The 19,811-nt window shown below is 62.9% G+C and carries 16 protein-coding genes; 4 read left to right on the top strand and 12 right to left on the bottom strand.

Annotated elements, in window-relative coordinates; all coding sequences use genetic code 11:
* Position 1 precedes the first annotated feature (1 nt).
* From QEH68_RS03320 to QEH68_RS03300, 5 genes are all read right to left on the bottom strand, one after another.
* Positions 2–934 carry a hypothetical protein gene (locus tag QEH68_RS03320; RefSeq protein ID WP_280626452.1) on the bottom strand — a complete coding sequence of 311 codons (933 nt, stop codon included), beginning with the start codon at positions 932–934 and terminating at the stop codon, positions 2–4.
* Complete coding sequence (locus QEH68_RS03315) at positions 931–1,485, bottom strand: sigma-70 family RNA polymerase sigma factor (protein WP_280626450.1); 555 nt, start codon at positions 1,483–1,485, stop codon at positions 931–933. Before QEH68_RS03315 ends, QEH68_RS03320 begins: the two co-directional genes overlap by 4 nt.
* 397 nt (positions 1,486–1,882) lie before the next feature.
* Entirely contained in the window at positions 1,883–3,187 is a 1,305-nt protein-coding gene (locus tag QEH68_RS03310) for an alpha-L-fucosidase (RefSeq protein ID WP_280626448.1), read from the bottom strand.
* Entirely contained in the window at positions 3,184–3,798 is a 615-nt protein-coding gene (locus tag QEH68_RS03305) for a TetR/AcrR family transcriptional regulator (RefSeq protein WP_207596146.1), read from the bottom strand. Before QEH68_RS03305 ends, QEH68_RS03310 begins: the two co-directional genes overlap by 4 nt.
* Positions 3,795–4,841 (bottom strand): saccharopine dehydrogenase, encoded by a 1,047-nt coding sequence (locus QEH68_RS03300; RefSeq protein WP_280626446.1) that lies wholly within the window; start codon positions 4,839–4,841, stop codon positions 3,795–3,797. Before QEH68_RS03300 ends, QEH68_RS03305 begins: the two co-directional genes overlap by 4 nt.
* Positions 4,842–5,242: 401 nt before the next feature.
* On the opposite strand from QEH68_RS03300, the gene QEH68_RS03295 reads away from it, so the two are divergent.
* The gene (locus QEH68_RS03295) at positions 5,243–6,379 is read left to right on the top strand and encodes an AI-2E family transporter (protein WP_280626444.1); all 1,137 of its coding nucleotides are present in this window, start codon (positions 5,243–5,245) and stop codon (positions 6,377–6,379) included.
* Positions 6,380–6,410: 31 nt separating this feature from the next.
* Here QEH68_RS03295 and QEH68_RS03290 read toward each other — a convergent pair whose 3' ends face one another.
* Together QEH68_RS03290 and QEH68_RS03285 are read right to left on the bottom strand one after the other, a co-directional pair.
* A complete protein-coding gene (locus tag QEH68_RS03290) occupies positions 6,411–6,866 on the bottom strand; it encodes a DUF1801 domain-containing protein (protein ID WP_280626442.1) in 456 nt (151 codons plus the stop codon).
* A 120-nt stretch (positions 6,867–6,986) separates the two neighbouring features.
* A complete protein-coding gene (locus tag QEH68_RS03285; RefSeq protein ID WP_280626440.1) occupies positions 6,987–8,315 on the bottom strand; it encodes an aspartate aminotransferase family protein in 1,329 nt (442 codons plus the stop codon).
* A gap of 126 nt (positions 8,316–8,441) precedes the next feature.
* On the opposite strand from QEH68_RS03285, the gene QEH68_RS03280 reads away from it, so the two are divergent.
* On the top strand, positions 8,442–9,971 hold the full coding sequence (locus tag QEH68_RS03280; protein WP_280626438.1) for a PucR family transcriptional regulator: 1,530 nt from the start codon (positions 8,442–8,444) through the stop codon (positions 9,969–9,971).
* A 13-nt stretch (positions 9,972–9,984) separates the two neighbouring features.
* On the opposite strand, the gene QEH68_RS03275 is transcribed toward QEH68_RS03280, so the two are convergent.
* Positions 9,985–11,529, bottom strand: coding sequence for a CoA-acylating methylmalonate-semialdehyde dehydrogenase (locus tag QEH68_RS03275; protein WP_280627963.1), 1,545 nt, complete (start codon positions 11,527–11,529; stop codon positions 9,985–9,987).
* A gap of 280 nt (positions 11,530–11,809) precedes the next feature.
* On the opposite strand from QEH68_RS03275, the gene QEH68_RS03270 reads away from it, so the two are divergent.
* Positions 11,810–12,850, top strand: a complete 1,041-nt coding sequence (locus QEH68_RS03270) for a DUF4073 domain-containing protein (RefSeq protein WP_280626436.1) — start codon at positions 11,810–11,812, stop codon at positions 12,848–12,850.
* A gap of 122 nt (positions 12,851–12,972) precedes the next feature.
* Positions 12,973–14,679, top strand: coding sequence for a PHP domain-containing protein (locus QEH68_RS03265; protein ID WP_280626434.1), 1,707 nt, complete (start codon positions 12,973–12,975; stop codon positions 14,677–14,679).
* A gap of 3 nt (positions 14,680–14,682) precedes the next feature.
* Here QEH68_RS03265 and QEH68_RS03260 read toward each other — a convergent pair whose 3' ends face one another.
* The 4 genes from QEH68_RS03260 to QEH68_RS03245 all read right to left on the bottom strand — a co-directional run bounded on the left by QEH68_RS03260 (position 14,683) and on the right by QEH68_RS03245 (position 19,717).
* Positions 14,683–15,822 (bottom strand): phosphatase domain-containing protein, encoded by a 1,140-nt coding sequence (locus tag QEH68_RS03260; protein ID WP_280626432.1) that lies wholly within the window; start codon positions 15,820–15,822, stop codon positions 14,683–14,685.
* 59 nt (positions 15,823–15,881) lie between these two features.
* Positions 15,882–16,538 carry a class F sortase gene (locus tag QEH68_RS03255; protein ID WP_280626431.1) on the bottom strand — a complete coding sequence of 219 codons (657 nt, stop codon included), beginning with the start codon at positions 16,536–16,538 and terminating at the stop codon, positions 15,882–15,884.
* A gap of 85 nt (positions 16,539–16,623) precedes the next feature.
* Positions 16,624–18,003: an ice-binding family protein gene (locus QEH68_RS03250; protein WP_280626429.1), complete on the bottom strand. Its 1,380-nt coding sequence runs from the start codon at positions 18,001–18,003 to the stop codon at positions 16,624–16,626.
* Between the two features lie 412 nt (positions 18,004–18,415).
* Positions 18,416–19,717 (bottom strand): cation:proton antiporter, encoded by a 1,302-nt coding sequence (locus QEH68_RS03245; protein WP_280626427.1) that lies wholly within the window; start codon positions 19,715–19,717, stop codon positions 18,416–18,418.
* Positions 19,718–19,811: the final 94 nt, after the last annotated feature.

Genomic DNA, 19,811 nt, shown 5'->3' with positions numbered 1-19,811 from the left:
TCTAGCGGTGACCCTGCTTCAGCCACTTCTTCCACTGGTCCGTCACGGGCTGGAACTGTTCTTCGGTGCGTTTGTCTGACAGCGCCGGAAGCAACGCTCCTTGCTTGCCGCTGAGCCCGGGCTTTGCCGGCTTTCCGGTGTCGGTTTTTGACGCTTCAGCCTTAGGGGTATCCGCGCTCTGCCGCCCGAACTGGTCTTCCTTGGCCTGCGGCCCTTGGGCTGCGCCGCCAAGTGATTTGTTCGGCTTGGCAGTTCCTGGATGGGCAGAGCTTGCGTCGGCAGCGCCCGGCTGGGCAGCGCCGGCGTGGGCAGCGCCGGCGTCGGCAGGTTTAGGTACTGGAACTGCCGGGACGGCGTCGGGCGCCTGCGCCTGCGCCTGCGCCTGCGCCTGCGCCTGCGCCTGCGCCTGCGCCTGCGCCTGCGCCTGCGCCTGTGCCTGTGCCTGTGCCTCATTGTCGGCATCAGCAGCCGCGGGGAGTGGAATGGTTGCTGCTTCCGAGGAAGGTGGAATCGCCGCGGGGTCTGCAGCAGGAGCCGGTTCCGTAGTGACTCTGGGAGCGTCAGGCGATGGCAGTTCGGGTGCCGCGATTGATGGCCGGGGATGGAAATTGATGATGAGCTGGTCAATGAAGGAAGGGTTCCGGGTGAATCCCGAGCTGGCCGCGGCGACGCCGCTCACCCCAAGTCCCATTGCAGCCACTACCGCGATGCTGACTACTGTTGTCCGGTGCTTGTGACGCCAGCGACGCTTGGACAGTTCATCGTGCGGGCCGGCGATCATGGCAGCGAGTTCCGGGCTGGGAGCGGGAGCCGGAAGGTTGGCGAAGGTACCCAGCGAAACCAGCGCTTGGCGGACGTCTGAAGCGTCGGCGAGTCCGGCGTCGAGCAGTAACTCGTCCACGATCGCTTCGCGTTCTGTATCCCTGCATGTCATGGCGACACATATTCCTTTACTGCCGAATGCTCACGGAGCGTAATGAGGGCCCGGCGCTGTAATTGCTTGACTGCGCCAGCAGTTTTCCCCATGATGTCGGCTACCTGTTCAACCGTCAGGCCGGCCACGATGCGGAGATGCAGGACCTCACGCTGGTCCTCGCCCAGGTTGTCCAGAAGCGCCGCAACCTCATATGGCGCCAGTCTGGACAAAGCTTCGGCCTCTGCAGAACTCGTTTCGCGCGTGTCCCGTTCGGGCTCGAACTCGTGCTGTATCGGCGCCCGGTTTTGCTTCCGGTGCTCATCCACCATCCGTGCATGGGCCACCGAGAAAATGAAAGTCCGCAAGCCATTGACGCCACCACTGAGGTCATCGAGCCGCGGCAACACCGCCAGGAACACGTCCTGCGTACTTGCTTCAGGATCGGGCACGCCTTTGGCCGTTAGGTATCCGAGAACCTGGCCCGCGTAGGCCTGGTAAACGGCGCTGAACAGTTCCGCGGTATTGCCCTTGAGCGCATGAAGCGCTTCGTCGGTCAACGCGTCGGTCACAATTGTGGGACTTTCGATCGGCGGCAGGTCCGTGGCTTTCCAGCCAGGTCACCCGCGTTGAACGACGGACAACCCCACCAAGGGTATCTGCTCTGCCGGGCCATCCCCAGAGAGGACCCGCTTGTCCGGGAAACTACTTTGGACAACTCCTCCGAACAAGGAAGAGCCGAGCTGGAACATGATGGGGGACAAATTCCAGCTCGGCCCTTTCACAGACGTAATCGACCAAGGACGCCAAAGGGTTACGCGAGGTACAGAGTTTTTTTGAAAACTTTTTGAGGGCAGCTGTTGCTACCTCCCTGCACCATGTTCTGGGGGCCGGTGTGGGAAGAGCCGGGCTCCCAACTAGGTAACAGTAAACGTCCCAGTGAGCGCTCAATGGGACATTTACTGTTACCTAGTTGGGCTGTTGGTCCGGCGCGTCCGTGGGGGCTTCGTAGCCTTCGGGAATCATCGGCACTGCGGCATCCAGCGCTCCGGTGTAGACACGCGCTGAGCTAAGGCGGCCGCCGCCACCCTTACCGCTTAGTTTCACGTGCAACCTTTTTGCGGTGACAACGGGCATCTGGTGAATGCGTCGGTGCCCCACCGTCTGCCCCTGAACAAGCCCCGCTCCACCATCAAGCCCCGCTCCCCCAACGCCGTCATCACCAAACACCGCGTGCTGAGTGATCCGTTGCCCCGAACTCAGGTCCTCCGCGAGTTCCACATGGTTGAACGTCACGGCAGCCGGGAAACTCAGGGTCGCTCCGCCGTCGTGATGGTCAATAGTGGCCTCAACCGCGCCGGAGAGGCGACGGTCCAGCTCGGCCTTCCACTCCTGGAGCCTCGCGACATCCTGCTCCGGAAGCAGCCCCCGAGTGTCTGGGGGAAGGTTCAGCAGGAGGTTCGCACCCATTCCCACCGATTGGTAATAAATCGCCAGCAGGTGTTCGGTGGATTTGGGCTCGTCGTCCGGGTGCCAGAACCAGCCGCGGCGGAGGGAAACATCGCACTCCGGCGGTAGATAGTGTTCGATCCCCAGCCCTGAGCTGGACTCCGTGTACTGGGTGTCGGATGTGCGGTCCACCACGTAGTTCACGGGGTCCGACGCCAGCCCATTCTCATTGCCTACCCAGCGGATGGTGGGCTGGCCCATGTTGAAGATCATGGCTTCCGGCTGGTGCTCCTTAACAACAGCGATGATCCGTTCCCAGTCGTACTCGCGGCCCACTGAACCCGCGCCGTCGAACCACAGTTCCATAAGCGGGCCATAACTGGTACAGAGTTCCGTGAGCTGCTGGACGTAGAAGTCGTCGTAGGCCGCGGGATCGCTGTAACAGCCCGCGTTCCGGTCCCAGGGCGACAGGTAGAGCCCCAGTCCGACGCCCTGTTCTGCGCAGGCCCCGGCAACGTCGCGAACAACATCCCCTGACCCACCGCGCCAGGGCGAGGACGCGACAGAGTAGTCAGTTGTCGCCGTGGGCCAGAGGCAGAATCCGTCATGGTGCTTGGCAGTGAGGATCAAGTACCTCGCGCCCGCCTCCTTGGCCGCACGAACCCAGCTGCCGGCGTCGAGTTCTGTGGGGTTGAATTTCGACGGCGGTATGGTGCCGTCGCTCCACTCCTTGCCGGCAAAGGTATTGATGCCGAAGTGGATGAAGGCGCCGAATTCGAGTTGCTGCCAGCGAAGCTGCGCGGGCGTGGGCGTCAGGTGGTTCACTGGGCGGTTTCCTGTCCGTGGATCAACCACTGCGCGGTGCGGATGATGGCATGATCGCCTTGTTCGGTTCGTAGCCCCGCGATGTCGGATCGTGTCACGGCCGCTCCCTCAAAGAGGCTGACGATAGCGGCCGCCACTCCCCTCAGGGACGGCTCCGACAGTTCCGGCCGGCCCCGCCGGACAACACCTTGAACGTGCGCAGCGTATTGGTGGTAAAAAGACCGCAGAGCACCGGCCGCCTGATCATCCGAGGCGGCCAGTGCCCAAATCTCCAAGTGCATCCTTACATCAGCCAACTCCGAATGCTCCAGAAGCAGCGCGGTGAGCAGACGGCCGGAATCGTCCCGGGACAACGTGCCTGACGCGTCTGAGCCGAGGTCGAACCCGGCTGTCTCCTCAAGCCGCCGCAGCGAGCGCTCCAGGGCTCGCTCAAGGACGGCGCGGATAAGGTCTGAACGGGTTGGAAAGTAGTGCTGCAGATGTCCGATCCGCACCCCTGCGGCAGCGGCAAAGTCCCGCATTGCAGCGTTCGCGTTGCCCTTGGTGACCAATACTTCTTCAGCAGCGTCAAGGAGCGCAGCCTTCCTGAGGGCGCCCTTGCTTTCGGTCATGACCTCAATATTGTCACACCGTGCGATTCAAGTTCCGCGAGCCGGGATGCAGGATCCGGCGCAGATTCGGGGAAGGAAACACCGGGCCGCGCACCCTCCGCGAGCACTGCGCGCAGCCCCAGCAATCCGCCCAACGCGGTCAGATGGGCCTGTCCCTGCGGATCTGAAACGACGGCCGTTCGTGTTGTCCCCGGTCCTTTCACGTCAACACGGATGTGGGCTGTGCCGCCCGCGCCGGGCGAATACAACAGGGAGCGTCGCAGCGGCGTCCACCGTTCCCCACTCCCCCAGCGGAACAGTCCCACCGCACGTGCGGCGAGCAACGCCGTCGTGGACGTATTGGAGCTGAACCCAATCCGGGTGGCCACCGATCCGGCACCAAGGGTGAGCGGCAAAGTGAACTGTTCGGGAGTGTCGAGCCGTGCCACCTTGGTGCGGTGCCCGGCAATGTCTACCCAGCGGGTGTCGCTCAACGGACGTACGACGGCGGCCTTACCGCCTTTGCGTACTTCAAAGTCCAGTCCCAGCCGGTCCATGAAGTCCACTGAATCAACTCCAGCGCTGTCGTTGATGTCGTAACGGATGGCGACGTCAATCTGGTCACTGCCGCCCGCGTCCTGGGCCAAGGCTGCTGCCACGATGTTGATCACGCCACCCATCCAGCCCGAGCTCAGCAATACAGGAGCAGTGGGCCGCAGGATTGTTGCCAGGGTGGCTGCCCTGGTGACGCGGCTGGTCCAGCGGGTGACATCGACGTACGGAATGCCGGCGCTGACGGCAGCGCGGAGAACTCTGTCGTCGGGGTCGTTGACAGTGCTGATCACCGCCCTGACCTTGGCTTCGAAGGGTTCCGGGCGGCTGAGGTCCCACCTTTGGAGGGTCACATTTCCGCTTGCCAGGTGGCTGCCGCGGTCCGGATTCCTGCCTGTGAGGAGCAATCGCCATTGGGTACCGGCGAGTCGCGTGAGTGCCGTACCGACGGTGCCGTAGCCGCCGACGATCAGGACGGGACCGGTGGAGTCAGATTCAAGGAGATCATTCATGACACTCACTTTAGGTCATTTGACCTAGAAATTCACAAACGCTGGAAACCCTATAGCTGCCACGCAACGGGGAGTAGGCTGCAAGCATCTGCCCGGAGCACTACACCGCGTACGCAAAGGAGAGATCATGACCCTTCCTCCCACTCACGAGCCCGAGCCATTCCCCCCGGACCCGGGTCCGGTGCCACCGCCACCGGACCCCACCACACCGTTTCCACCCAGCCCTATTCCGGATCCAAACCCCACACCCGGGCCATCGCCGGTTCCCGACCCAGGTCCGGTACCACCGCACCCCGATCCGACGCACCAGGAAGCCGATCCGGCACACTAGGAAAGGGCATTAGTCAGTAGGCTTATGTTTGATCAGGTCGGTTGACCGATGCGAACGAACAGGAGCCCCCATGACGGCACACGAGGAAACAGCGCCCGTTTCCGTCCGCAAGCAACGCAAGCCCGACCCCTGGAAGGACTCCTTGGGCCGCGCGTCCGTCCGGGCAGCGCAGGTACTGCTCATTCTGACCCTGACGGTGGTGGCGATCTTCGGGCTGCTTCAAATCCGCCTGCTCGTCATCCCGGTGCTCATATCCCTGATCCTGGCGGCGGCCATAGGGCCATTCGTCAACATGCTTCGACGGCGCGGCTGGCGCGGCGGCCTGGCCACCGGCGTCGCTTTCCTGGGCCTCCTGATAGTGCTCGGCGGGGTCATCACGGTGATCGTCCTGTCGGTGCGCAGCCAGTGGGACGAACTGATCAGCCAAGCCGCGGCCGGACTGGATGAGTTGGAGAACTTCCTGCTGACCGGGCCGTTTCCCATCGATCGGGAGCAGTTGAACCAGGCACGTGAAGCGGCAGTGGAGTTTGCCCAGAGCAGTCAGGTACGTTCCGGGGCGGTTACCGGGCTATCGGTGGTGACGGAGTTCCTTGCCGGCGCCAGCCTGGTGGTAGTGATCCTGTTCTTCTTCCTCAAGGACGGCGCCAAGATCTGGGAGTTCTTCCTGCGACCCTTCACCGGCCTGAGGGAAGCCAAGCTTCGCCGGGTTGGAAAGCGAACCATGGAGGTTCTGGGCGGCTACGTCCGGGGCACGGCGATCGTTGCGTTGGTGGACACGGTAGCGATCGGCACGGTCCTGCTCATCCTCCAAGTGCCGCTGGCCATCCCCCTGGCAATCATCGTGTTCATTGGAGCTTTCATACCCTTGGTTGGGGCGACGGTCGCCGGGATCCTGGCAGCTTTGGTCGCGCTTGTCGCCAACGGCCCCATCGTGGCGCTGATCGTCGTGATCGCAGTGATCGCCGTCAACCAACTTGAAGGTGACTTCCTTCAGCCGGTGGTCATGGGCAAGTCCCTGGAACTGCACGCACTGGTCATCCTGATGGCGCTGACGGCAGGCACCATCCTCGCCGGGATCATCGGCGCCGTGTTGTCGGTTCCCATTGCGGCGGTAGCCTGGGCCATTGTGCAGGTATGGACGGCAGAAGATCCGGACCTGGAACCCATGAATCCGGATCTGCCGCCGGCCAACAGCCAACCGGCTTAGGGCCAAGGAAGAGGGCCCCGGAAGCCCGTGATTATCCGAGCGCCTTCTTGAGCAACTCCACGATCCTTGCCTCGACCCCCGGCGTGATTTCCTTGAGGGCAAACGAGGTGGGCCACATGTCGCCGTCGTCAAGCTTGGCGTTTTCTTCGAACCCGAGCGTGGCGTAGCGGGCCTTGAACTTGTGGGAGCTTTGGAAGAAGAGAATGTTCTTTCCGTCCTTGGCGTAGGCCGGCATCCCGTACCAGGTCTTGGGCGTGAGCTCGGGCGCATGCTCCTTGACGATCGCGTGAAGCGCTTCGGCCATGGCTTTGTCCCCCTCGGGCATCTCAGCGATTTTGGCCAGGACGTCAGCCTCGCCGTCGCCTTTGGACGCCTTCTTGCGCGGAGCCTTCTTCAGTTCCTGCGCACGCTCCTTCATCGCCGCGCGCTCTTCCTCCGTAAATCCGTCGTAGGACTTGGTCTTGTCGGTTGTTCCGGTCTCAGCCATGGTGGATTCCTTCTTCTGTCCTGCGTAACTGTGCGGTTAACCCCCAAGTTACGGTGCCAGCGGGACGAAAACTTCTCCGAAACTGCTCAGTTGGGGTTGCGGCGGGTCGAAGGGAAGCCGTCAGCTGACGGCGGTCAGGGCGTCGTCGTAGATCGCCAACGCCTGGCGTACTTCTTCGGGAGTCACGACGGCGGGAGGCACCACGTGCACGCGGTTGTCGGCAATGAAGGGCAACAGTCCGCGGTGGAGCAGTTCGGCTTTGAGCTTGCCCATGAAAGCCGAACTGACCGGCGTCCGGGTCTGACGGTCCTCCACGAGCTCGAGTGCCCAGAACACACCACGGCCCCGGACTTCACCGATGGCGTCGTGCTTGGCAGCCAGGGCATTCAGGCCGGGCTCGAGGTGATCGGCGCCGATCCGGGCCGCGTTCCCGACGATGTTCTCTTCCTCGAAAGCCTCGATCGAGGCAACGATGGAGGCCGCAGCCAGCGGATGGCCTGAGTATGTGAGGCCGCCAGGGAAAACCCGTTCGTCAAAGGTGGCCGAGATGTCCTCGTTAATGACGACCCCGCCTACCGGGACGTAGCCCGAGTTGACGCCCTTGGCGAAGGTGATGAGATCGGGCCTGACGTTGAAGGCATCCAGGGCGAACCAGTCCCCGGTGCGTCCGAAGCCGGCCATGACCTCATCGAGGATCAGGACGATTCCATGCTGATCGCAGAGTGCACGAACGCCCTCGAGGTAACCAGGCGGCGGGAGCAGAATGCCGGCCGTCCCGGGAACGGTCTCGAGGAGCACAGCGGCAACGGACTGCGGCCCTTCCAGTTCAATGGTGCGGCGCAGGTGCTGCAGGGCGCGCTCCGCTTCCTGTTCCGGAGTCTCGGCCCAGAACTCGGAACGGTAAAGGTACGGCCCAAAGACGTGGACGTGTCCGCGGGAGTATTCGTTGGGGATGCGGCGCCAGTCTCCCGTGGCCACGATGGCTGCGCCGGTGTTGCCATGGTACGAGCGGTAACGGGAGATGACCTTGTCCCGCCCTGTGTGCAAGCGGGCCATGCGGATGGCATTCTCGTTGGCGTCCGCACCTCCGTTGGTGAAGAACACCTTGTCCATAGTTGACGGCGCGTGGGACAGGACCTTCTGGGCCGCCAGGGCGCGGGTGTGATTGGCATGCGCGGGAGCAACCGTGGTGAGCGTGTCCAGTTGCTGCTTGATGGCTTCGATGAGGCGCGGGTGCTGGTGGCCGATGTTCGTGTTGACCAGTTGGCTGGAGAAATCCAGATATGTCCTGCCCTCGTGGTCCCAGACAGTACTGCCGGAACCACCGGCTATGGCCATAGGCTTCAGCGTCTTCTGGGCTGACCAGGAGTGGAAGACATTGCCAGTGTCCAACGCGGCAACCTCTGCGTTGGAGGTGGGAACAGCCAGGGCGGTCCGGGTGGGAGACATTGAGGTCCTCTCGAAAGGGCGGGTGGGGCTTCCCCTTCATCTTGAACTTTTGAACAGAGCAACACCCCAGGACATTTGTATAGTTGGCAGGGTGTGGAACTACTTTTTTCCAAGGAGTGCCTGAGCATGCCGCCAACCATCAACACCATCCTTCGCAACAGCTCACTGAACCTGAGGCTGGTGACCCCGAAGGCAGGTGATCCTGCGGTGGAAGCGTCCGTGTCCTGGGTCCACAGTTCCGATCTTGACGATCCCACGCCGTTCCTCGATCCCGGGCAGCTGCTGCTGACAGACGGAACGCAGTTCCCGGTGGGCGACGGTCCCGTGGCGCTCTACAACGACTACGTGTCGCGGTTGGTCAAGCATGGGATCAGCGGCCTCGGTTTCGCCACCCAAGTGATTCACGGGGTGCTGCCACCAGGCCTGGTAGAGGCATGCCGCAACCACGCGTTGCCTTTACTGGAGGTCCCCGACAGGACGCCGTTCATCGCTGTTATTCGATTCGTTGCAGATTTGCTGGCGAGGGAACAGAACGCACGGTCCGAATGGTCGCTCCAAGCACAACGGGCCATCGCGCGGGCTGCCCTGCGTCCCGACGGACTGCGCTCCATCCTGGCCGAGCTTGAGCGGCAGCTGCATGGCTGGGTGGCGATGTTCGACGCTGCGGGAAACCATATCCTGATGCCCAACAACCGTCCCGTGCCGTCGTCGATCATGCCCGGCGTGATGGATGCCGTACGGAAATCCTTGGACCAAGGCTCGCGATCGGTCTCGCAACTGACGGTCGACGGCGAGCAGATCACCTTACAGACGCTGGGCCGCCGGCACCATTTGCGCGGAGTGCTGGTCCTGGGTGCCATCGAACCCCTGGATCCGGCCCGCACCGACATCATCAACAGTGTGATCGCGCTGGCCAGCCTCGCCCTGGAGCAAACGCGCACCCTCGATACCGCACGCCGCCACCTGCGTGCAGGCGTTTTCGAGCAATTGCTGGCAGGAAGCACGGATGTTGCCGAGCGCACGGCCCGCCAGGTCTGGGGCAGGCTGCCCGCCGACCCCGTTGTGGTGACCATGGCCCAACCTCCCGGGCAAGGACAGAACCTCCTGGAGGCGCTGGAACTGTTGTCGGACGACCACCGCGGCGCCGTCTTCTACGCCCAACGGAACGAGAACATCGTGGTGCTGGCAGGTCCGGCACTGCAACAAAAGGTCACAGTCCTCCTGGAACGGTACGGCGCAACGGCGGGCACGTCGGTGGAGACGGACTTCGTTCACCTCGCCAAGGCGTTGAAGGAAGCAGAGCGATCACTGCAAAGGGCTCGGGAACTCACCCGCCCCCTTGTGGCCTTCGAGGAAATCTCCCGGGGCGGGATGCTGGGCCTGCTGCACAGCGATGAAGCCGGCTCCGTTGCCCGGCGACTCATTCAGCCGTTGGCCAAGCACGACGAAACCGAACAGACCCAGCTGCTGCCAACAGTTTCGGCGTGGTTGGCGAACAACTGCGTCTGGGATCGGACGGCACGGCAGTTGGGGATCCACCGGCACACTCTCAGGAACCGGATCGATACTGCGGGCACCGTCCTGGGACTCAACCTGGACAGCCTGCGCGACAGGCTGGAACTGTTCGCCGCCGTCGAGTTCCTGGAAGAGCGTTAGCCCCCACTCCCCTCTAGTTCTGGGGGAAGCCGAGGTTGATGCCGCCGTGGCTGGGGTCGAGCCAGCGTGAGGTGATGGCCTTTTCGCGGGTGAAGAACTGGAATCCTTGCAGACCGTAAGCCTTCGAACTGCCGAAGATGGAGTCCTTGAACCCGCCGAACGAGTAGTAGGCCACCGGCACGGGGATCGGCACGTTGATGCCCACCATGCCCACCTCCACCTCGGTTTGGAAGCGGCGGGCGGCGCCGCCGTCGTTCGTGAAAATGGCCGTGCCGTTGCCGAAGGCGCCCGAGTTGATCAGGTGCAGGCCCTCTTCGTAGCTCTTGACGCGGACAACGGCCAGGACCGGGCCGAAGATTTCCTCCGTGTAGACGCGCGAGGTGACCGGGACGTCGTCGATCAACGTGGGGCCGAGCCAGAAGCCGTTCTGGTCGCCGTCCACCTCAATGCCGCGGCCGTCCACCACAACCTTGGCGCCGTCCTCGAGGGCCACGTCGATGTAGGAGGCCACTTTGTCGCGGTGCTGGCGGGTGACCAGTGGGCCCATGTCGCAGTTGCGGCGTCCGTCGCCGATCCGGAGCGTGGACATGCGGGCGGTGATCTTCTCGATCAAGGCATCGGCGACAGGCTCGACGGCGACCACCACGCTGATGGCCATGCACCGTTCGCCGGCGGAGCCGAAGCCGGCGTTGATGGCGGCGTCGGCAGTCAGTTCGAGGTCGGCGTCGGGCAGGACCAGCATGTGGTTCTTGGCACCGCCGAGAGCCTGGACGCGCTTGCCGTTGCGGGCCGCGGTCTCGTAGATGTACTGCGCGATCGGGGTGGATCCAACGAACGAAATCGCCTTCACATCCGGGTGCTCCAGCAGTCCATCCACGGCTTCCTTGTCTCCATGCAGGACGTTGAAGACCCCATCCGGAAGTCCCGCCTCGGTGAAGAGTGCAGCGAGCCAGTTAGCCGCCGTCGGGTCCTTTTCGCTCGGCTTCAGCACCACGGTGTTGCCGGCCGCGATGGCGATCGGCAGGAACCACAGCGGCACCATGGCGGGGAAGTTGAAGGGGCTGATGATGCCCACCACGCCCAGCGGCGACTTGGTGGAGTAAACATCGACGCCGGTGGAGACATTCTCTGAATGCTCGCCCTTGATGAGGTGCGGGAAGCCGGTGGCCAGTTCCACGACTTCCTGGCCGCGGGTGATTTCCCCGAGGGCATCGGAGATCACTTTGCCGTGCTCGGAGGTGATGATCTCCGCGAGTTCACCCTTGCGCTCGTTCAGCAGTTCCCGGAAGCGGAAGATGATCTGCTGGCGCTTGGTGATCGACATGTCGCGCCACGCCGGGAAAGCCTTGTTCGCCGAGGCGATGGCCGACTCGATGTCCTCGGCATTGCCAAGGTTGACCAGCTTGGTTTCCCGGCCAAGGGCGGGATCGAAGACGGGGGCCGTGCGGTCCCCGGCCGACGGCGCCTCAGCGCCCCCGATCCAGTGCGGGACCACCTGGAGTTCGTTGATTTCAGACACTGCGTACTCTTCTCTGCCGACGGGATCGATGTGAAGCATCTGGTTCAACCGTAGGGAGGGTCCGGCAGTAAGGGGCACTACATTGAGCGAAAATTCACCAGCAGGGTCGACATATGTATAGGGAAGCACGAGGTGTTCAGACCCTTGGCTATACAACTTGGAGCCGCGCTTGCCGCCGGAGATCGGCTCACCCTCCGTTAAAGGTCACCAAACGGCCAACCTGTCATGACAAGTTGGCCATGGTTACTTTGCCCGCAATTCACCGGACGAATCTACCTTCTGAGGGTCAACGCATCCCGTATGAATGAAAGGTTCCATCATGATTTCCCCCAGCCGCCGCTCTGCCATCGCAGCATCAATCGCAGGGTTGGCCACCATCGGGGCCACGGCCGCCGTAGCATCTCCCGCGCAAGCCTCTGAGAATGGACACGGCAGCAACCGTCCCTCCGGCAAGGCCACAATCTTCACGGTCATCAGCGATATCCAGGGCGATCTGGCCGATTTTGACCTCGCGCTCAAGGACATCGAAAGTACCAATCCGAGCAAGCGAAGCGCAGGCCTGGTGGTCAACGGAGACATCACGCCGCGGGGCTACGACTTTGAGTACGATGCCGTGCGGAAAGTGCTGGATGCCAACACCCACGCTTCCAACGTCCACTGGGCCATCGGCAACCATGAGTTCTACGTCCCGAAGTACTCCAATCCCACCACGCTCGCCCAGGCCACGTGGCCCAACGGAACTACTGAAGCTTCGCTCTTCGAAAGCTTCTTCACCTTCACCGGCCGGGACAAGGTCTACGCCGAAATTGACCTTGGAGGCGTGCCGGGACTGATCCTGGGTACCGAGAAGTACATGCATTACCACGATGCGAAGCTGTGGGACGAGGTCTGGCTCAGCGAGGAGCAGATCACCTGGCTCGAGCAGCGTCTGGCTTATTGGGCCCGCAAGGGAAAACCTGTCATGGTTTTCACCCACCACCCGTTCCCGGACACGGTCTCTGGGACCCGCAACAACCTGTACAAGAACGACTACCTTCAGGCGGATCGGCTACTGGGCATCCTGGGCAAATACAAGAACGTCTTCGTCTTCACGGCCCACACCCATTGGGCGCTTCAGTTGGCTGACTGGGAAGTTCGCCGCACGGTTCCAGGCACGGGCAACCTGCAGGGATTCCAAGTCATCAACACCGGCGCAGTCCAGACGCTCTGGGAGGACAATGGCGCGGGCGGTGAACGCGCCTTGGATGGCCGGGAAGCCAGTGGGTTGCAAGTTGAGGTCTACAACGACTGCGTAGTAGTCAGGGCCCGCGACTACCGCCGGGGCGAATGGATCAAGGAAGTTCAGATTCCGCTGTTTTAGCCGGACCGCCTCCCCCAATCGTTCCCGCCCGGTTAACCTTCGTGCCATCCAGGTTCCCTACTGTGATCCCGCTGGGGGGATCGGAATCGACAGAGGGAAGCGCTATGTGCACTGGAGAAGAAATGACGACCACCCACAGCCAGAGTGTGAAGCTGGCCGATGCTGAACTAAGGAGCATGGGGCTGAGCCGCCGGCGCATCCTGCAGTCGGCCGGCATCATAGCCGCAGGCACCGCTGCCACGGCTGCCACGGCCCGGCCGGCGATGGCGAACCCGGGTGGGAACGACCCCCAACTGAAGTGGCTCGTGGGTGACCACCACGTCCACACGCAGTACAGCCACGACGCGAAGTACATGATCAAGCAGCAGCTGGACACCGCGCAGGCCTACGGCGTTGACTGGCTGGCATTAACGGAACACAGCAACTTCGGCCATGCCAACAATGGCGGCGCAGTCAATGCCAACAAGGAAATCCAGGCGCAGCGTGCAGCACGTCCTGGGCTACTGATTTTCCAGGGACTCGAGTGGTACATCCCGGGTGCGGAGCACGCTTCGGTGCTGGTGGCACCGGGGCCCAACGAAGTGAACCTCCTGCGCACATTCGAACTGGTGTGGGACGGCAAGCTGAACCAGTGGGAAAAACCGACGCCGGGAACGGCCCAAGTGGAAACCTTTGAACGCAAGGCCGTGGAAGCCATCGCCTGGTTGGCCAACCAGAAGCGCTCAGGCTACATCGAGGACGTGGTGGCTTTGGCCAACCACCCCATGCGCCTGGGCATCGATTCCCCGCATGAGCTCCGCGCCTGGCGCGACGCCGCCCGCGACGTCATGATCGGCATGGAAGGTGCACCCGGAGCCCAAGGCTCGGGAGTCAGCCAGTTCTCCAGGGCCGGAGACCAGCGCGGCGAGTACACCAACAACCCCACCCAGTTCAGCTTCCCCGGGTACCCGGCAGACGCGTTCCGACCTTACGGCGGTTTCGACTGGGCCACGGCGACAGTGGGCGGCGTATGGGATTCCATGCTCGCCGAGGGCCTGCCGTTCTGGATCACGTCCAACTCGGACAACCACCTCACGGTCAAGGACACGTGGAAGACCGGACCGTACCCGGCCGAGGAGCCCTATCTCAGCCTGCCCAACGAGTTCGACCGGTGGTCCGTCACCGGCAAACGGCCGGACCCGTTCGACGCCGGCGAAAAGCAGGGCGGCAGCGACTACTGGCCCGGCCAATTCAGCCGCCTGCACACCGGTGTCACCGAGCGCTCCTACACCGGCGTATTGGAAGCCATGCGCCGTGGACGCATGTGGGTGGACCACGGACACCTGCTGCAAGGGTTGGATGTCCGCGTCCGCGAAGTCCGCGGCAATGGCGCAGGCAACAGCAACGGACGCAACGGGGTCACCCTCGGTTCCCGGCTGCAGGTTCGGCGAGGCGCCGACGTCGAAATTTCCATCACCATTACGACGACGGACTACCGCAACTTTGCGGGGATTCTTCCGAAACTCGCCCATGTGGATGTGATCGGCGGCGCTGTGACCGGTGCTGTGACGGATCGCGACACGTTGAAGGCGCCGGGAACCACTGTATGGAAGCAGCTGGACGTTTCAGGCCGCACCGGCACGTTCACCATCAGGCACGTCATCAAGGATGTCCAAAAGTCCTGCTACTTCCGTCTTCGCGGGAGTGATGGAAACCGGCACGGCGCTGGATACTACGGCGCATCCGTAGACCCCGCCGGCCCCATCCGGCACGGTGACAACCTCGGGGATGCTGATCCGTGGACGGACACCTGGTTCTACGCCAACCCGGTGTTCATCGACGTCGTGTAGTCATCACTGCGATGCCGTGCCCACTTCGCCTTCCTCAGGGTCATCGGCCGAACGGACCTCACTGCGGATAACGCCCAACTCCTCAAGCTGGACCGACATTCCTGCGCCATCCGGAGCATAAATCCACGGCACGCCGGGTGTCGGCTGGCCGCCGGACTTCGAACGGCCACCCGCAAGCACCGCTTCACCGGCAGAGAGTTGTCGGATGGCGATTGCCTTGACGTTCTCAGGATGACGCTGGGCGAACTCCGAGTAAATGGCTTCGTCATGTTGTCCGTCGTCGCCCACCAACAACCATTTGATGTGGGGGAACTCTTCCGCGAGTCGCTCAAGGGAGTTCCTCTTGTGCTCCTGGCCGCTGCGGAACCAGCGGTCAGGAGTGGGGCCCCAGTCAGTCAGCAGCTTAGGACCCGCGGGATACAAATTACGGGAGAGGAACCGCGACAGCGTCGGAGCGACGTTCCAAGCTCCGGTAGACAAATACAGCACCGGCGCAGACGGCGCCGTCCGGGCGATCCGTTCGTACAACACGGCCATTCCTGGCGTCGGGGTCCTGGCGTGCTCGTTAAGGACGAACGTATTCCAAGCGGCCAGGAAGGGACGCGGCAGGGCGGTCACCATCACTGTGTCATCAATGTCGGACACCACGCCAAAGTCGGCATCGTCCGCGACGATCTCCACGGGAGCCTCCACGATCCGCGATTCCCCGGACCGGAGGGTGATGGTGTGCCAGCCGGCGTCAAGAACGACAGGAATCCGCGCGTCCACCACGCCTCCACGGTCGGCGACCACCTCGTGAACGGTCCCTGCAATCGTCACCTGCACGGCTGCGTTTGCCACGGGCGCACTCGTGAAGTTGCGCCAACCACGCATGCTTTCCTGCAGCGGTTTGGCGTGGCCTGCCGCATCCCTGGGATCACTGCGGACTACGCGCGCCAACACCCGAACCCAGGATGTGGAGCCATAGCCGGTGTACGGGATCACGGTCTCCACCCGGCCACGCCGGATGGCAAGACGTGTCTGAAAACCAAGCCACGCGTCGTCGAGCCTCAGCGCGAGGTGGCGCCGCCCGCTGCTCTGCGGTTTGCCTTGACTATCAACGGCATGGGATTGGGGTCGCGGTTTCATGGGACGGGGAGACATGCGTCCAGTCTTCCATGCTCCCAGGGTTCACCGCAGTCCGGCATGCATGTAGCCATCGACTATTGCGGTGGCAAAGGACTCGCCTGGACGATGATGTTCTTCCCCCAAAGATCAGCCGTGTAGCACGTGATGACCATCAGGCGCCCTGGCTGCTTGTCCCAGATCGCGCTGTCCTTCAAGGTGTCCTTGTACTCGGTGGTGACCGCATCAATCCTGTACCCCAAGTGCCCTTCCGCCGTAGTGACGGTGAGTAGATCACCCGGCTTTGCGTGCTCGCTGATGTTATTGAAGGGAGAAGGCCGGCCCTCCAGGCTGTGGCCAACAATGTAGGTCGTGTTGGTGGAGCCTCCGCCAGGCATCCCATAAGGGCTGAGCCAATAGGCATCTGAAGTGTGCGGCGGAACGATTGCACCGAGCCGGAGTTCCTCCGCGGTGGGCGCCAACGGCACCACGTTTTGGTCCAGTCCCACCGCTCCATAGGTGATGTGCAACGGCGGAGAACCGTCCTTCAACCCACCTTCCTGATTCGGCCCTTCGGATGGTTCGGACGGTACAGGTGGCACCAGGGCCGGGGACTTCGCGGCTAAAGGGTCAGTAGCCGTCGAAGCCGGGGCATCCGACATGACAATCAGGGCGCCGCGGTTGGCTGAGGTTGTCTGCGCTGTCCACCATGCAGGAAGCAGGAGGGCCGCGGCGAGGAAGGTGGCGAACGCCACCTTCCTCCACCGTTTCCGACCTATCAAGGCCGGAACAAGCGTGCGGCGGTGCCTCCCGCGCTGGACGGGTTGTCGCCGCACCCCGCTACTTCTCCTGGCTTTGTCCGCGTCCGTTCATCAGCAGTCGGACTGCCAGGAAAAGGATGCCCGCCCCGCCGAGGCCGACGAACGTTGTTCCAAGGATTGTTGTCCGGCTTAAGGAACTGGCCTTGGACACCGTGGCGGTGTCCACGTTCGTGCCCCGGTTCCGACCGCCGGTTCCAGCCAAGGGAACCGCCTGATCCGTGGTGGTGGCCTGGGTAGTGGACGTATCGGAAGGCCCTGTCACAGGTGCCGTCCTGGTAGCAGTCGCGGTCCTCGTCGGTCGGCTGGTCTCAGAGGCCGTCGCGGTTGCCGTCGCAGTCGCCGTCGCAGTCGCAGTCTGGGTTGCCGTTTCGGTCACCGTCGGCGTCGCGGTTGCCGTCGCAGTCGCCGTCTGGGTCGCCGTTTCGGTCACCGTCGGCGTCGCCGTCGCAGTCGCAGTCTGGGTTGCCGTTTCGGTCACCGTCGGCGTCGCGGTCGCGGTCGCAGTCTGGGTTGCCGTTTCAGTCGCCGTCGACGTCGGGGTTGCAGTCTGGGTCGCCGTTTCAGTCACCGTCGGCGTCGGGGTTGCAGTCTGGGTCGCCGTTTCAGTCACCGTCGGCGTCGGGGTTGCAGTCTGGGTCGCCGTTTCAGTCACCGTCGGCGTCGCGGTCGCAGTCGCCGTCTGGGTCGCTGTTTCAGTCACCGTCGGCGTCGCGGTCGCAGTCGCGGTCACCGGTGGTGCTGACGTCGTCGGAGTCGTGGCGCAGGCAGGGGTAGTGATCACGTTGGTGTCGAGGGCCACCTGACCATTCCGGGCCAGGAGCCGTCCCTCAATCCTCGCGCTGGTTTGTGCTGTGATGGACGTCAGGGCCAGAACAGAACCTTTGAACCTCGAAGCGGTGCCCAATGTAGCCGAGCTGCCCACCTGCCAGAACACGTTGCAGGCTTGGGCTCCGTTAATGAGGACAATGCTGCTGGCTGACGCTGTGATCAGGGTCGAGGCAACCTGAAAAACGAACACAGAGGCCGGATTGCCCTGGCCATCCAACGTCAACTGTCCGCTGAGCGCCAAAGAAGACGTTGACTTATACACGCCCTCCCTCAGTGTTTGGCCTACCAGGTCGCCGGACACGCTGGCCGTGAGCGGCCGGCCTGCCGCGTTGTTGTACGCCGTTGTCAGGTCTGATTGTGCCTGCAGAGCGACAGCGTCGGCTGCGTGGGTAGTTCCGGCGGCGATGCCTGGTGGAAACCCGGTGATGGCAGTGCCCGGGCTAAGGCCAAGGTCTCCTTGGAGAGTGCTCGGACCCGTGTTGGTCACGGTGGTTGCGGCCAACACCGAATACGGCGCTGCGGTGCCCAGTTGGACAGTCGTGGCCGCGAAAGCGGGAACCTGTTGCAACATGATGGCTCCCGCAAGGAGAAGAACTCCTGATGCAGCCCCAATCGCGGTTCCTGTTCGGCGGTGACTCGATCCACCGGTTCGAACACGTGGGTCTTTTTGCGCAGAGCTATGTCGCATGGCAGTTCCTTCCCCAGCAGGGCAAACGCCCCAAAGCAACTGCCCGACAGAGTGTGGGGGAGCTATACAGCGGACTGTACGCGCACACATTTGGCGTGCCTAGGGGGCACGGGTGCGGAAAGAAGCCCGGCTTCCAGGTCGGCAGGGGGCCGAAAGAACTGCCACAAGAACATCGTGCCTGCTCAGGCCGTCAGCATGCTGATAAGTAGACTGTCGAGGAAGAACCTGAGTGGCCGAATAATTTCTCCAAAAAATTTATAAAAGAGCGGGATCCGGCCATTCTGCTGCCCTCGTCCTAGACAGCAGTGGTTGGTGCGCGGCCTTCGTCGCCATGTTGTTTGCGCGCTTCGGCAACGCGCAAACGGTCCAGTCGATTCATCAAGGGCGCAGTGGTGGCGCCGTGTACCACGATCGACAAAGCGACTACCAAACCGACCATGGCCCACAATTCGCGGGCCTCTGTCCCGAAGTTTCCATGGCCCAGCGCGAAGGCAACGTAGAACAGGGAGCCGATCCCGCGAATTCCGAAGTAGGAAATAGCCAGGCGTTCGCGGGGACCGGTCTTTCCGCGCATGAGCCCGATCCATCCGGCCACGGGGCGGACAACCAGAAGGAACGCCAGGGCGACCAACAGCTCCGCCCAGCCGATCCCCTCCAATAAGCCGCGGGCTATGGCACCCCCAAGGAGGACCAGGATCACCACTGTCATGAGGCGTTCCAACTGCTCCACATAGCTGTGCAGCACTTGGTGGTACGCGTGGTTGCGTTCGGCGGATCGAATGGTCAAGGCGCAAATGAAAACTGCAACGAACCCATAGCCGGACACCATCTCCGTTGCACCGTAGGCCAGGAACGTCGCCGCCAGGGCCACAAATCCTTCGGAATGCTCGGACAAACGAAAACTCTTGCGTTTGGCTGCGAAAAAGACCAAGCTCAGCAACTTGCCCGTACCGTACCCAATGAGCACACCGGCAACAGTTCGCCATAGAACGTCCACAGCAACCCACTCCCCCAGCCAACCGGCCGGGGAGGCCCCCACGAGGCTGATGAGGATGGCGAGATAAACGAAGGGGAAGGCAAGCCCGTCATTCAAACCCGCCTCGGAGGTCAAGGCGAAACGAACCTCGTCTTCGTCCGGGTCCTCCTCGCTGTCCGCGGGCCTGCCAACCTGCACTTCCGACGCCAGCACAGGGTCCGTGGGTGCGATCGCGGCTGCCACGAGGATGGCTGCGGCGAGCCCCAAGCCCAGCACCCACAGCCCCAGGAGCGTCATCACAAGGATGCACAAAGGCATGACGATGCCGAGCAAGCGCCACGTGGTGGACCATCCACGCCAACGGAATGGCCGGTCCAACGCCAAACCGGCCCCCATAAGGGAGATGATGACGCAGATCTCGGTCAGGTGCGTGGTGAACTCGCCATACTGAACGGGATCCGGGTCCGGCAGCTCGGGAAGCAAGGTGAAGGCGAGGATGCCGCTGCCAAGAAAGACCATGGGCATGGACAGCGGCATGCGTCGCAACAACTTTGGCAAGACAGCAGCGGCCAACACCGCAACGCCTGCCGAAAGGAACAGGATGCTGGGGACTTCAAACACGGATGGTCTTCTTCCTGATGCGCCGTTCGGCGCATCCCAGAAGCCTAGTCCCGGCAGCGCCGTTCTGCTATCCCGCCCCTCCAGCCGGCAAGAT

This window comes from Paenarthrobacter sp. OM7 (assembly GCF_029873575.1).
Lineage (GTDB): Bacteria > Actinomycetota > Actinomycetes > Actinomycetales > Micrococcaceae > Arthrobacter.
This window is presented reverse-complemented; position numbering and strand designations above follow the sequence as displayed.